Origin of the sequence: Streptomyces sedi, from assembly GCF_006335015.1 — a bacterium.
Lineage (GTDB): Bacteria > Actinomycetota > Actinomycetes > Streptomycetales > Streptomycetaceae > Streptomyces > Streptomyces sedi.
Genome location: NZ_VDGT01000004.1, coordinates 21,162 through 34,407, shown reverse-complemented (window position 1 = coordinate 34,407; position 13,246 = coordinate 21,162). Strand labels below are relative to the sequence as shown.

The 13,246-nt window shown below is 72.4% G+C and carries 10 protein-coding genes, 1 tRNA gene and 1 other RNA gene; 9 read left to right on the top strand and 3 right to left on the bottom strand.

The window, feature by feature from the left end:
- The first annotated feature begins 9 nt into the window (after positions 1–9).
- Positions 10–1,257, top strand: a complete 1,248-nt coding sequence (locus FH715_RS06860; RefSeq protein WP_139641825.1) for a tyrosine-type recombinase/integrase — start codon at positions 10–12, stop codon at positions 1,255–1,257.
- A gap of 94 nt (positions 1,258–1,351) precedes the next feature.
- Here FH715_RS06860 and FH715_RS06855 read toward each other — a convergent pair.
- Positions 1,352–1,436: transfer RNA gene (locus FH715_RS06855), tRNA-Ser, on the bottom strand.
- A 95-nt stretch (positions 1,437–1,531) separates the two neighbouring features.
- Between FH715_RS06855 and ffs the strand changes: the two genes are divergently transcribed.
- The 5 genes from ffs (at position 1,532) to FH715_RS06830 (ending at position 5,997) form a co-directional block, all read left to right on the top strand.
- Positions 1,532–1,628: signal recognition particle sRNA small type (ffs, locus tag FH715_RS06850), an RNA gene on the top strand.
- A gap of 30 nt (positions 1,629–1,658) precedes the next feature.
- Entirely contained in the window at positions 1,659–3,851 is a 2,193-nt protein-coding gene (locus FH715_RS06845) for a DNA polymerase III subunit gamma and tau (RefSeq protein WP_139641823.1), read from the top strand.
- A gap of 69 nt (positions 3,852–3,920) precedes the next feature.
- A complete protein-coding gene (locus tag FH715_RS06840) occupies positions 3,921–4,262 on the top strand; it encodes a YbaB/EbfC family nucleoid-associated protein (protein ID WP_097234075.1) in 342 nt (113 codons plus the stop codon).
- A 283-nt stretch (positions 4,263–4,545) separates the two neighbouring features.
- Positions 4,546–5,145, top strand: a complete 600-nt coding sequence (gene recR, locus FH715_RS06835; protein ID WP_139641820.1) for a recombination mediator RecR — start codon at positions 4,546–4,548, stop codon at positions 5,143–5,145.
- 159 nt (positions 5,146–5,304) lie between these two features.
- Positions 5,305–5,997: a DUF5063 domain-containing protein gene (locus FH715_RS06830; protein WP_139642301.1), complete on the top strand. Its 693-nt coding sequence runs from the start codon at positions 5,305–5,307 to the stop codon at positions 5,995–5,997.
- A gap of 91 nt (positions 5,998–6,088) precedes the next feature.
- On the opposite strand, the gene FH715_RS06825 is transcribed toward FH715_RS06830, so the two are convergent.
- Together FH715_RS06825 and FH715_RS06820 are read right to left on the bottom strand one after the other, a co-directional pair.
- A complete protein-coding gene (locus FH715_RS06825) occupies positions 6,089–8,215 on the bottom strand; it encodes a SpoIIE family protein phosphatase (protein ID WP_139641818.1) in 2,127 nt (708 codons plus the stop codon).
- Between the two features lie 153 nt (positions 8,216–8,368).
- Positions 8,369–9,112, bottom strand: coding sequence for a DUF2625 family protein (locus FH715_RS06820; RefSeq protein ID WP_139641816.1), 744 nt, complete (start codon positions 9,110–9,112; stop codon positions 8,369–8,371).
- A gap of 272 nt (positions 9,113–9,384) precedes the next feature.
- Between FH715_RS06820 and FH715_RS06815 the strand changes: the two genes are divergently transcribed.
- The 3 genes from FH715_RS06815 (at position 9,385) to FH715_RS06805 (ending at position 13,242) form a co-directional block, all read left to right on the top strand.
- The gene (locus FH715_RS06815; protein WP_139641814.1) at positions 9,385–10,656 is read left to right on the top strand and encodes an aspartate kinase; all 1,272 of its coding nucleotides are present in this window, start codon (positions 9,385–9,387) and stop codon (positions 10,654–10,656) included.
- 433 nt (positions 10,657–11,089) lie between these two features.
- A complete protein-coding gene (locus FH715_RS06810) occupies positions 11,090–11,719 on the top strand; it encodes a SigE family RNA polymerase sigma factor (RefSeq protein WP_139641811.1) in 630 nt (209 codons plus the stop codon).
- Positions 11,716–13,242, top strand: coding sequence for a hypothetical protein (locus FH715_RS06805; RefSeq protein ID WP_139641809.1), 1,527 nt, complete (start codon positions 11,716–11,718; stop codon positions 13,240–13,242). Before FH715_RS06810 ends, FH715_RS06805 begins: the two co-directional genes overlap by 4 nt.
- Positions 13,243–13,246 lie beyond the last annotated feature (4 nt).

Below are 13,246 nucleotides of genomic sequence, written 5' to 3'. Positions count from 1 at the left end.
GGGGCGACGATGACGGAGCAGCCAGAACAGAAGAAGCGGACGCGCCAGCCCAACGGCGCTTCCTCGATCTACCTCGGCAAGGACGGGAAGTGGCACGGCCGCGTCACCGTGGGCGTGCGCGACGACGGGAAGCCGGACCGCCGGCACGTCGAGCGTAGGACGCGCGCCGAGGTCACCCGCGCCGTCCGGGAGTTGGAGAAGCAGCGGGACGCCGGGAAGCTGCGCAAGGCCGGGAAGCGGTGGACGCTCGGCGCATGGCTTGAGCACTGGGTCACCGAGATCGCCAAGCCGTACGTGTCCGAGAACACCTACGACGGCTACGAGGTGGACGTGCGTGTGCACCTGGTGCCGGGGCTGGGCGCCCATCTGCTCGACGGGCTGAAGCCGGAGCACCTGGAGCGCTTCTACCTGAAGATGCAGCGCAACGGCAGCGCCGCCGCGACGGCCCATCACGTTCACCGGACCATCCGGGTCGCCCTGGGCCAAGCCGTCAGGCGGGGGCATCTCACGGTCAACGTCGCGGAGATCGCCAAGGCGCCTCGACTGGAAGAGGAGGACATCGAGCCGTTCACCATCGAGGAGGTGCAACGGGTGCTCCTGGAGGCATCCAGGCTCCGCAACAGCGCACGGTGGGTCGTCGCCCTGGCGCTCGGCCTGCGGCAGGGCGAAGCGCTCGGGCTGCACTGGGAGGACGTGGACCTGGCGGCCGGTTATCTGCGGACCAGGAAGAACCGGTTGCGGCCCAAGTACGCGCACGGCTGCGGCGACACCTGCGGCCGGAAGCCGGGGTACTGCCCGCAACGAAAGCAGGTGCGACGCGAGTTCAAGTCAACGAAGTCGCGCGCGGGCCGTCGCACGATCGGGCTGCCCGAGCCGGTGGTCAAGCTGCTGCGTAAGCACCGGGAGGAGCAGGAACGGGAGCGGGAGGCGGCCGGTGGGGGTTGGCGGGGGACGGGCTATGTGTTCGCCTCGCCGACCGGTGGGCCGTTGAGTCCGAACACGGACTACCACGTGTGGAAGCAGCTGCTGCGGGACGCCGGGGTGCGGGACGGCCGGCTGCACGACGCGCGCCACACCGCCGCGACGGTGTTGCTGATCCTCGGCGTCCCGGATGTCGTCGCCGACGCGATCATGGGATGGGAGCCGGGCGGGGCCGCCCGGATGCGGGCGCGGTACATGCACATCACCGGGCCGGTCCTGAAGCAGGTCGCGGGGCAGGTCGGCGACGCGCTCTGGGGCGAGCAGCCGACGACCTGAGTCCGGGCGACTGAGACGGAAAGTGAGACGGAGCACGACGAAGCCCCGACCGGCGAGCCGGTCGGGGCTTCGTGACAGCCCGGTGAAGGCTGGGCGGAGGATACGAGATTCGAACTCGTGAGGGTGTGAACCCAACACGCTTTCCAAGCGTGCGCCCTAGGCCTCTAGGCGAATCCTCCGCCGGACACGATACAAGACCGAGGAGTGTGGTCGCGAACCCGCTTCCGTTGGGCCGGGGGTGTGAGGGGCGGGGGAAGCATCCGGTAGGGTTGGGGACAGCCCCTCACGCGGCGCTATCTCACTGAACTCCCCCAGGGCCGGAAGGCAGCAAGGGTAGGTGGGCTCTGGTGGGTGCGTGAGGGGCCCTCGCGTTGTCAGTGGGGGCCGATATCGTCGTTGTCGTGTCCTCCCTCGCGCTGTACCGCCGCTACCGACCCGAGACCTTCGCCGAGGTCATCGGGCAGGAGCATGTCACCGATCCGTTGCAGCAGGCCCTGCGGAACAACAGGGTCAACCACGCGTATCTGTTCAGTGGCCCGCGAGGCTGCGGAAAGACGACGAGCGCGCGGATCCTCGCCCGTTGTCTCAACTGCGAGCAGGGCCCGACGCCGACCCCCTGCGGGGAGTGCCAGTCCTGCCGTGACCTGGCACGGAACGGGCCCGGTTCGATCGACGTGATCGAGATCGACGCCGCGTCGCACGGTGGTGTCGACGACGCCAGGGACCTGCGGGAGAAGGCGTTCTTCGGCCCGGCGTCCAGCCGGTACAAGATCTACATCATCGACGAGGCGCACATGGTCACCTCGGCGGGGTTCAACGCCCTGTTGAAGGTGGTGGAGGAGCCTCCGGAGCATCTGAAGTTCATCTTCGCGACCACGGAGCCCGAGAAGGTCATCGGCACCATCAGGTCGCGCACCCACCACTACCCCTTTCGGCTGGTTCCCCCCGGCACGCTGCGGGAGTATCTGGCCAGCGTCTGCGGCAGCGAGTCGATTCCGGTCGAGGAGACAGTGCTGCCGCTGGTGGTCAGGGCGGGCGCGGGTTCGGTGCGGGACTCGATGTCGGTGATGGACCAGCTGCTCGCGGGCGCCACCGACTCCGGCGTCACCTACGACATGGCGACCGCGCTGCTCGGGTACACGGACGGCGCGCTGCTGGACAGCGTCGTCGACGCGTTCGCGACGGGCGACGGCTCGGCCGCCTTCGGCGTGGTGGACCGGGTGATCGAGGGCGGGCACGACCCGCGTCGTTTCGTGATGGACCTGCTGGAGCGGCTGCGGGACCTGCTGATCCTGGCCGCGGTTCCCGACGCGGCGGAGAAGGGCCTGATCGACGCTCCCGCCGACGTGCTGGAGCGGATGCGGGAGCAGGCGACACGGATGGGCGCGGCGGAGTTGAGCCGAGCCGCCGATCTGGTCAACTCCGGGTTGACGGAGATGCGGGGCGCGACGTCCCCCCGGTTGCAGCTCGAACTGATCTGTGCGCGGGTGCTGCTGCCGGCGGCGTTCGACGACGAACGGTCGTTGCAGAGCCGGTTGGAGCGGTTGGAGCGCGGCGTCTCGCTGGCCGGGCCGCCGGCGCAGGCGGCGCAGGCGCAGGCGGCGCCCGTCGCCCCGGCTCCCGCTCCCCCTGCCGCGCAGGCGCCCCCGGCCGCGCAGCCGGCGCCGCCGCCGGTGCGGGAGCAGCAGCCCCCCGTGCAGTCGCAACCGCAGGAACAGCAACCCCAGGAGCAGCAGCCGCAGCCCGGCGCGTGGCCCTCGGGGGCCGCCGGTTCCGGTGGCGGCCCGCGCCCCGGCGCCTGGCCGGGGGGCGGGGGCGCGCCCGCCGCGCGGCCCGAGCCGGCGTCCCGGCCGGAGCCCGTGGCCGCCGCGCCGCCGCCCGCGCCCGGTGGCGGCGGGGGCGACCCGGCGCAGGTGCGCCAGCTGTGGCCGGAGATCCTTGACGCGGTGAAGAAGCGCCGCCGCTACAGCTGGATCCTGCTGAGCCAGAACGCCCAGGTCGTCGGCTTCGACAACGGCACTTCCACGCTCCGTCTCGGCTTCGCCTCCTCCGGCGCCCGGGACAACTTCGTCAACAGCGGCAGCGAAGACGTGCTGCGTCAGGCGTTGAACGACCGGATGGGCGTCACCTGGCGGATCGAGGCCGTGGTCGACCAGGGCGGGGGCGGTGGCCCCCGTTCCGGCGGGCCGGGAGGCGGTCCCGGAGGCGGGTTCGGCGGGCCGGGAGGCGGGTTCGGCTCCGGCCCCTCGGCGCCGCCGGCCGCCCCCCCGCCGCACCAGGCGCCGCCTGCGGACCGTTCCGCGCCCCCGCGGCAGCCCTCGGCGCAGCAGTCCCCGGCCCAGCCGCCGGCGCCTGGGGCCGCCCCGTCCCCGCAGCAGCCCGGCCAGTCGACGCACCAGGCGCCGCCGGCCCCCGCCCCTGCCGCCCCGGCTCCGGTGGCCGAGGCGCCCCCCGCGCCGCGCCCCCGGGTGGCCGTCGAGGACGACATCCCGGACGAGGACGATCCCGACCTGGACGAGACGGCGCTCAACGGCCACGAGTTGATCGTTCGCGAGCTGGGAGCGACGGTTGTTGAGGAGATTCGGCACGAGTGAGACCGAAGCCGCCGGAGCCCGTACGCTCAGGGGTACGGAATTGTTGTCGATAGCCCAGGAGTGAAGCCCGTGTTCCCTGGTGGCGGTGGGGTCGATATGCAGCAGTTGTTGCAGCAGGCCCAGAAGATGCAGCAGGATCTCGCCACGGCGCAGCAGGAGCTGGCCGAGACCCCGGTCGAGGGCAGCGCCGGCGGTGGCCTGGTGAAGGCCACGGTCACCGGCTCCGGTGAGCTGACCGCCCTGGTGATCTCGCCCGCCGCCGTGGACCCCGAGGACACCGAGACCCTGGCCGACCTGGTGATCGCCGCCGTTCGCGACGCCAACAACGCGGCCCAGGAGCTGGCGAAGGCGAAGCTGGGCCCGCTGGCCCAGGGTCTGGGCGGCGGCGGCATCCCCGGCCTGCCGATGTGAGCCACCCCGCGACAGCGACCATGACGACCACAGCGAGCACGGCGAGCACGGCGAGCACGAAGGCCATGAGGTCCACGGCGGGCACGAGGTCCACGAGGTCCACCAGGTCCACGAAGGGCATGGCGGGCACGAGGGCCACGGCGGGCACGGAGGCGATGACGACCGCGGCGGCCACACCGACCGCCGCGTCGGCCCTCGCCCCGGGGAACACGAGCAGGAGCGCGGCCGTCCAGGCGATGGTCGCCGCAGGTGGTGCGGACGGCGAAGGCGGAAGAGGCATCCCGTGTACGAGGGCGTAGTCCAGGAACTCATCGACGAGTTGGGCCGCCTCCCCGGCGTCGGCCCGAAGAGCGCCCAGCGGATCGCCTTCCACATCCTCCAGTCCGAGCCCGCCGACGTGCGCCGGCTCGCCCACGCCCTCACCGAGGTCAAGGAGAAGGTCAGGTTCTGCGCCGTGTGCGGCAACGTCGCGCAGGAGGAGCGGTGCCGGGTCTGCGCCGACCCCCGCCGGGACCCGGCCGTGATCTGCGTGGTCGAGGAGCCCAAGGACGTGGTGGCGATCGAGCGGACCCGCGAGTTCCGGGGCCGCTACCACGTGTTGGGCGGCGCGATCAGCCCCATCGACGGGGTCGGCCCGGACGACCTGCGGATCAGGGAGCTGCTGGCGCGGCTCGCCGACGGTTCGGTCACCGAGCTGATCCTGGCCACCGACCCCAACCTGGAGGGCGAGGCCACCGCCACCTATCTGGCGCGGATGGTCGGCCCCATGGGCCTCCGGGTCACCCGGCTAGCCAGCGGCCTGCCGGTGGGGGGAGACTTGGAGTATGCCGACGAGGTCACCCTGGGCCGGGCCTTCGAGGGCAGGCGGCTGCTTGATGTGTGACGCGCGGACGGTGGCGGCGAGGGCCGGTGCCGTTCCGCCGGACGTCCGCGCGGCCGGGAACGTGGTGCGCGCGGCGTCCGTTGCAGACGTAGTGACCTTTGGGGAGGCGACCGCCTGATGTCCGATGCGACGACGAGGCCGGAGATCGAGGAGACGCCGATGGACCAGGTCGAGCAGGCCGGCCCGTCGGTCCGCGAGGAGGCCGTCGGGGCCCTGACCGGGCCCGACAGCTTCTCGGTGCAGATCGCGGACCAGATCGAGAGCTTCGTGGTCGCGGTGACCGAGGTCGCCAGAGGCGACGACCCGGACAGCGCGGTGCCCTACCTGCTGCTCCAGGTTTCGCAACTGCTCCTGGCCGGCGGCCGGTTGGGGGCGCACGAGGACATCCTCCCGGACGAGCGGTACGAGCCGGACGCGGGCCCCGACCCGGACATGGACTCGCTGCGCGAGGGGCTGGCGGCGCTGCTGACGCCGGTGGATGTCTACTCCGAGGTCTTCGACCCCTATGTGCCGCACAGCAAGCCGGTGGCGGCCCGGATATCGGACGACCTGGCGAACATCGTCAGCGACCTGCGCCACGGCATGGCGCACTACGGCAGGGGCCGGGTCAGCGAGGCGCTGTGGTGGTGGCAGTTCTCCTACCTGACGAACTGGGGCCCCACGGCCAGTGCCGCCCTGCGCGCGCTCCAGTCGCTGGTGGCGCACGTCCGACTGAACACGCCGCTGGCCGAGTTGAACGGCTTGGACACCGACAGCGCGGCGGAGGACGGCGACCTGGAGCGCCAGGCCGGGCGGGTCATGGCCGCCGAGATCGGCGCCCCGCTGGGGCTGCGGACGCGCGACCCGCGCTGAGTCCCCGGACGACCGGGACCGGACGACCTGGACCGGCGGACCGGAGCGGACCGGAACGGAACGGAACGGAACGAACGGGAACGGAGCGCGGTCAGTCCACGGTCCGCAGCAGGAGCAGCGCGATGTCGTCGTCCCTGGTCTCCGCGTGGTGTGTGCCGTGCAGCAGCGTGTCGGCCAGCGCGTCCATCCGTTGGCCCTCGCCGCGCACCAGCTGGCCGGCCAGGCGCAGCGCCGAGTCCTCCAGGTCCTCGCCCGGGGTCTCGATCAGGCCGTCGGTGTACATGAGCAGCACCGATCCCGGCGGCAACGCGACCTCGGTCTCCGGGTACTCGGCAGCCGGGTCGATGCCCAGCAGCAGCCCGGGCGGGACGGTCAGCAGGTCGACCCGCCCGTCCGGGTGGCGCAGCAGCGGCGGCGGGTGGCCGGCGCTGGCCAGCCGCAGTCGGTGCGTCGAACGGTCGTAGTGGCCGTAGAGGCAGCTGGTGAAGAGGCCGGGGTCGAGGTCGGTGAGCAGCCGGTTGGTGCGGCGCAGCACCTCGCCGGGCGCGGCGCCCGCCGTGGCGTGCACGGCCGTGCGCACCTGCCCCATCAGCGCCGCCGCCCGCACGTTGTGGCCCTGGACGTCGCCGATGGCGACCGCGGTGTGGCGGGCGTCCAACGGGATCACGTCGTAGAAGTCGCCGCCGATCTCGATGCCCTCGGTGGCCGGCAGATAGCGGGCCGCCACGGACAGCCCCCCGGCTTCGGGGAGCCGGTGCGGCAGCAGCCCGGCCTGGAGGCTGAGGACCAGCTGGTGCTTGGCGTCGTAGAGCCGCGCCCGGTCCAGGGCCTGGGAGATCAGGCTGGACAACGAGGTCAGTACCGCTCGTTGCTCGGAAGTGAAGTGATGGTCCCGGTCATAGGTGAGCACGAGGCAGCCCACTGAGCGACCGGAGGTGATCAACGGCAGAAAGGCCCAGGCACGCATCACCAGGTTGCCGCGCAGCTCCGGGTAGTCGAGCGCCAGGTCCTCGCGGGAGTCGTAGAACGCGGGGGCCCTGTTGACCAGCGTCCTCGCCGGGGGTGAAGGGGGCGGGTGCAGCGGGGTGTTGTCGTAGCGCTCCAGCTGCCGCCTGGTGAAGCCGCGATAGCCGACGGACCGAAGTCGACCGCCTTCCGCCACATAGATGATCAGCCCCTGTGCTTCGAAGGCCGACATCACCTGCTCCGCGACCGTTTCCACCACGTCCTTGACCCCGACGGCCTGGGTGAGCGCGGCGCCGAGCTGGAGCAGTTGGTAGAGCGCGCCGCCCTCCGCCGGCGCGTGGGGGAGACCGAGGTCGGGCGGGCGTTCGTCGCCCGCGGCCCTCGCCGGCGCCGGGCTGATCCGGATGGTGATGCCCCGCGGGCCCGGGTAGACGTGGAACGTCAGCCACTCGCCGGAGGGCTTGGCCATGGAGAACGACAGCGGCTCCCGGCTGAAGATGGCGGTGCGGTAGCGGTCCTCGATGATCGGGTCGCCGAGCCAGGGCACGGTCTCGGCCGGCAGGCTGCCGAGGAGTGCGTCGACCCGGGTGTCGAGGAGTTCGGCGGCCCGGCTGTTGGCGTAGGCGACGACCCCGAAGAGGTCGACGGCGCACCAGCCGTCGGGCAGCCCCTCGACCAGGTCGGCGGCGGCGAGCGCCTCGTGCGGCGTCGGGGTGCGCGACCGCGGTCGGGAGAGCACGACCGGCTCCGCGTCGGCGACGTGCGGCTCGCCCTCCTCCTCCGCGCGCCGCAGCGGCCCGGCCAGCCGGCGGCAGAGCCGGTGCAGCTCGTTCGCCTCGCCCGCGGAGGGGCCGCGCGGGTGGGAGGCGGGCCAGAGCAGGGTGGCGACGCCCCAGCAGGTGTCGGGCGCGTCGTGCGCGTCGCGGATCGGGGCGGAGCCGAGGGCGAACGCGTAGGGCAGGGCCATCGCGGCCTGCCCCTCGCCCGTCACCTCGCCGCGCCCCTGGACGTCCCGCCACGCGAGTCGCAGGCGCCGGGCCGCCTCGGCGACCGGCTGGCGGGAGCCGAGCTCGACCCGCGTCCACTGCCAGGCGAGGTTAGGGGGAACGCCGCTGATCAGGGCGAGACGGAGCAGCGTGGAACCGGGCTGGAGCAGATGGACCAGGGCGCCGTAGGCACCGGTCCGCTCCAGCGCCTCCACCACCGGCGGTTCCAGCGAGGAGAGCCGGGAGCCGCGCCGCGAAACGCCCATAAACAAAAGATATGCCCGATACGCACCGGTCGCGCGTCCCCGCCCGCCCCGATCCGCCCCGCCCCGATTCGGTCCGGTCCACCAGGTCCCGCCCGGCCCACCCGGCCCGCCTCTGGAACGTCGAGGCGCCGAGGGCGTCCCCCAACGGCACGGCTACTCCGGGACGTCCGTCTCCCCGAGGAAGCCCGGGTCGGCGCCGGTCAGCTGGCGGGCGTACTCCTGGTGCAACCCGAGCAGCTCGCCCATCGGCACGGGCCGGCGCGAGGTCCCCGACAGGTCGGCGCGCGCCTCACGCGACCAGAGCGGCGGCACGACCGAGAGCCCCTCGCCGGCCGTGGCCAGCGCCTTCGTCTCCGCGCGCCAGTCGGGCCACCGCACGTCCTGGTAGAACGCGGCGGACCCGCCGGTCAGCAGCCAGTCGAACCAGCCCTGGTGCGCCACGTCGAGCGCGGTCCAGCCGAGGGTGTCGGGCGCGAAGTAGATCACCTCGTCCGGCCGGCCGGGACGCCCGGCGGCCTCCGGCTCCGGCCCGTTGAGCGCGAAGACGCCGCCGACCACGTCCTGCGCCAGCACCAGACCGGAACCGGGCCGCCAGCCGGGGACGAGGTCGGCGGGGAACGCGTTGACCCGGGCGAGGCTGGGCAGCCCGTGCGGATTGCGGGGTGTCGCGCTGCCGAAGACCCGGAGCCAGCCGTCGTCCAGCAGCAGCCCGCCGCAGTGCAGGGCGAAGGCGCCCAGGTAGGAACGGGCGGTGACCTGGAGTTGGAGGAGCGTCGAACGGCCCAACGCGGCGTCGACCGGCACGATCTCCAGGGGGACGGTGGCCGAGGAGACCCTGCTCACCAGCCGGGGCCAGGCGGGCTCGGGCACTCCGGTGAGTTCTTCGAGACCGCGCATATTCATGTTGTGCCCCATCTGTGCCGGGTTTCCTGCGGCTTCCACGTCCTGCCGACATCATCCTCGCCGTGTCGACATCATCGTCGACCACTCTCAGCATTTCGCTGCTGATGTGAGGTCGATTACGTTTCGTGCTTGTTTCCGTGTGACCCCCCGACCAGCGGGCAGGGCTCGTGGCTGGACGGGCGGGGCCATGGCTTCGCTCGGTAGTATTCAGCCGGCCGCAGTCCTCAGCGACTGCGGAGAGTGACTTACACGAGGAGCGAGCACACGTGGGCCTTGTCGTGCAGAAGTACGGCGGCTCCTCCGTAGCCGATGCCGAAGGTATCAAGCGGGTCGCCAAGCGAGTCGTCGAGGCCAAGAAGAACGGCCACCAGGTGGTGGTCGTGGTCTCCGCGATGGGCGACACGACGGACGAGCTGATGGATCTCGCCGCTGAAGTGTCCCCCGTCGCCTCGGGGCGGGAAATGGACATGTTGTTGACCGCCGGGGAACGCATCTCCATGGCCTTGCTGGCGATGGCGATCACCTCGCTGGGCCACGAGGCCCAGTCGTTCACCGGTAGCCAGGCCGGCGTGATCACCGACGCCGTGCACAACAAGGCACGCATCATCGATGTGACCCCCGGGCGCATCAAGAGCTCCGTCGACCAGGGGAACATCGCGATCGTCGCGGGTTTCCAGGGCGTCTCCCAGGACAGCAAGGACATCACCACCCTGGGCAGGGGCGGCTCGGACACCACGGCGGTGGCGCTGGCCGCCGCGCTGGACGCCGAGGTCTGTGAGATCTACACCGATGTCGACGGCGTCTTCACCGCCGACCCCCGGGTGGTGAAGAAGGCCAGGAAGATCGACTGGATCTCCTTCGAGGACATGCTGGAACTGGCCAGTTCCGGCTCGAAGGTGCTGCTCCACCGGTGTGTGGAGTACGCCCGCCGTTACAACATCCCGATCCACGTCAGGTCGTCTTTCTCCGGCAAGCCCGGGACCTGGGTCGGGAGCCGTCAGCAGGAAGGGGAAGCGGTGGAGCAGGCAATCATCTCGGGGGTGGCCCACGACACCTCGGAGGCCAAGATCACGGTCGTGGGGGTGCCGGACAAGCCGGGTGAGGCCGCCAAGATCTTCCGGGCCATCGCCGACGCCACCATCAACATCGACATGGTGGTGCAGAACGTCTCGGCCGCCTCGACCGGGCTGACCGACATCTCCTTCACCCTGCCCAAGACGGAGGGGCGCAAGGCGATCGAGGCGCTGGAGAAGCGGCGTTCCCAGATCGGCTTCGACGCGCTGCGCTACGACGACCAGGTCGCCAAGATCTCGCTGGTCGGCGCGGGGATGAAGACCAACCCCGGCGTCACGGCGACGTTCTTCGAGGCGCTCTCCCACAGCGGGGTCAACATCGAGTTGATCTCGACCTCGGAGATCCGGATCTCGGTCGTCACCCGCGAGGATGACGCCGACTCGGCGGTCCGCGCGGTGCACACCGCGTTCGGCCTCGACAGCGAGAGCGACGAGGCCGTGGTCTACGGCGGAACGGGGCGCTGACTCCGGTCGCCCGGAGGCGGGTTCGGCGGCGTCGCCCGCCGCCGGACTCCGCCGCGGGACCCCGCCACCGCGGTGCGGTCCCGTCGGTCGCACGGCCCCGGCCGGACCGTTCGCTGACTTGTTTGCCACCCTCGACGTCCGATGATGGCCGCTTGTGCGTCCCCCGTGACCAACTCGTAGGCCGCTGCGGCTTGCTAGGGACCGAGCACCCGAGAGACGATTTCTTCTCCCCGCGCCGCACGTTCCCACCGCGGTCGCGGGGAGAGTCGTTAGTGCGTCCTCGCATGCAGGGCCAGGCACCGACCAGACCAGGACATCGACGGCAGGGCGGGAACATGAGGGCAGATCACCCGATAGGCGACCGCTTGCCCGCGCCGTACAACCTTCGCGGGGGAGAACGTGTCCAACAGGCGTGGCAGAGGTCCTCGAATTCATGGCGGCGCCGAACCGACCGTTCTCCCGTCCCCACTCGTCGGGAGCCGGGGGCGGGGCCGTGACCGCGCCCCTGCCGGCGGCGCGACCGAGTCGCATCCCCGCCCTCGGCGCGGGTGCGGACGACGCGATGGCTGAGGGAACCACCGTCGACTTCCTGACCGAGACCTACCGCGAGCACTACCGCTCGCTGCTCGGCCTGGCCGCCCTGCTCCTCGACGACACCGCCTCCTGCGAGGACGTGGTGCAGGAGGCGTTCATCCGCGTCCACTCGGCGCGCGGCCGGGTGCGCGACCCGGAGAAGACCCTGGCGTACCTGCGGCAGACGGTGGTCAACCTCTCCCGCTCCGCCCTGCGTCGGCGGATCATCGGCCTCAAGCTGCTCAGCAAGCCGCTGCCCCACATGGCCAGCGCCGAGGAGGGCGCGTACGAGCAGCTGGAGCGCGCCGACCTGATAAAGGCGATGCGCGGACTCCAGCGACGCCAGCGCGAGGTCCTGGTGCTGCGGTACTTCGCCGACATGTCCGAGGCCGAGGTGGCCAAGACGCTGGGCATCTCGGCCGGTTCGGTCAAGGCATACGGTTCACGCGGGATCGCGGCGCTGCGCGTCGCCATGGAGGCCGCCAGATGACCGAGCCACGCCCCGGTTCCCGGCACCAGCCGGACCCGGAGCCCCACGACGCCCACGCGAGGCGGGGCCGGCACGAGGCCGAGCCCTCGGAGCACCCGGCGGCCGATTCCGCCGACCGCGACGAGCCGCGCCCGGCGGGACGACACGAGACCCCCGGCGAGCGGGGGGCCTCGGCAGACGAGCGGGGGGCCCCGGCCGACGCGAAGGACGCCGAGGTCGAGGCGTTGCGGCGGCTCTTCCAGGAGACCGTCGGCGATCTCGAACCGGGCGCCGACTCCCTGGAGAACCTGCGGGTGGCGGTGCCGCTGCGCCGTCGACGCCGCCGCCATGTGCTGCTGGGCGCGGCTGCCTCGGTCGCCCTGTTGAGCATCGGCGCCCCGCTGATGGCCAGCGTCGCCGACTCGGACGGCGGCCAGGACTCGGCCATGGACACCTCCAACGGCGGTGGCCCGCCCGGGAGTTGGGGCGACAACACCGGTCCGGGCGACCCCGAGGCGACCTATCCGACGGACGGCGCCGACCCCGGCCAGCTGGCCAACGGCGGCGCGGGCAACGGCGAGAACCACCCGTTCGACATCGGCGAGCCGGGCGAGGGCGACCCGACGGACGCGCGCGAGACCCTGGGCGTGACCTCGCCCAGCTGCCTGCGGGAACAGCTCGGCCAGGTCGCGGCCGACACCGAGCCGGCCGACGAGAACGGCCGGATCTATGGCGTGATCCGCATGGTCAACGTCTCGAACGAGGCCTGCCGGGTCACCGGCGACGGCGAGTTGGCGGTGCTCTCCGACTCGGCCGGCGGTCCCCTCGTGCGGGTCGTCGACCGTACGGAGGGTGACCGCGCCACCCGGCTGCCGACCCCGGACGAGGCGCACGAGGAGCTGATCCTGCCGCCCGGCGAGGGATACGAGGTGCGTTTCGCCTGGGTGCCGGACGGCGGCATGGCGATCAGCGGCTGCGCGGTCGCGGCGAGCCCGGCGGAGAACGGCGGCTCCACGCTCAGCCCGCAGCTGGGCAGGGAGACCCCGGAGACGTCGACGGGCGAGGGCGACGCGGACTCGGCCGGCGCGGACGGCTCCGGAGGATCGGACGGCTCCGGGGACTCGGGCACTTCCGGGGCCACCGGGACCTCCGGCGACACCAGCGGCTCGGGTGACGCGGACGGTTCGGAGACGGTCGGCGGCGGCGCGGGGGGCTCTGGCTCCGGCGGCGGTTCCGGCAACGGCGGCTCGGGCAACGGCGGCTCGGGCGACGACGGCGGCACCGACGAGGGCGCCGGGGGCGTGAACGAGGGCGCGGGAGGTGCGGGCGGCGCCGGCGGCTCCGACCCGGGCGGCCCCGGCGGCGGCTCGGGCGACAACGGCTCCACCGCGCCGTCCGACAGCAGCGGGAGTGGCGGCGAGTCCGCGGGCGTGGTGCTGCGCTACACCCCGGCGGCCGGGGAGCCGGAAGCCGCGCGCATCCTGCTCGACGGCACCTGCTCCGGAACGGTCTACCGCACCGGCGTCCTGACGGCCGCCGGCTGACACC

Excerpts from the sequence above, each read along its gene's own strand:
- FH715_RS06860 (WP_139641825.1), top strand. The coding sequence starts at position 10 with ATGACGGAGCAGCCAGAACAGAAGAAGCGGACGCGCCAGCCCAACGGC.
- FH715_RS06830 (WP_139642301.1), top strand. The coding sequence starts at position 5,305 with ATGGACCAGGTCGAGCAGGCCGGCCCGTCGGTCCGCGAGGAGGCCGTC.
- FH715_RS06825 (WP_139641818.1), bottom strand. The coding sequence starts at position 8,215 with ATGGGCGTTTCGCGGCGCGGCTCCCGGCTCTCCTCGCTGGAACCGCCG.
- FH715_RS06820 (WP_139641816.1), bottom strand. The coding sequence starts at position 9,112 with ATGCGCGGTCTCGAAGAACTCACCGGAGTGCCCGAGCCCGCCTGGCCC.
- FH715_RS06810 (WP_139641811.1), top strand. The coding sequence starts at position 11,090 with ATGGCGGCGCCGAACCGACCGTTCTCCCGTCCCCACTCGTCGGGAGCC.
- FH715_RS06805 (WP_139641809.1), top strand. The coding sequence starts at position 11,716 with ATGACCGAGCCACGCCCCGGTTCCCGGCACCAGCCGGACCCGGAGCCC.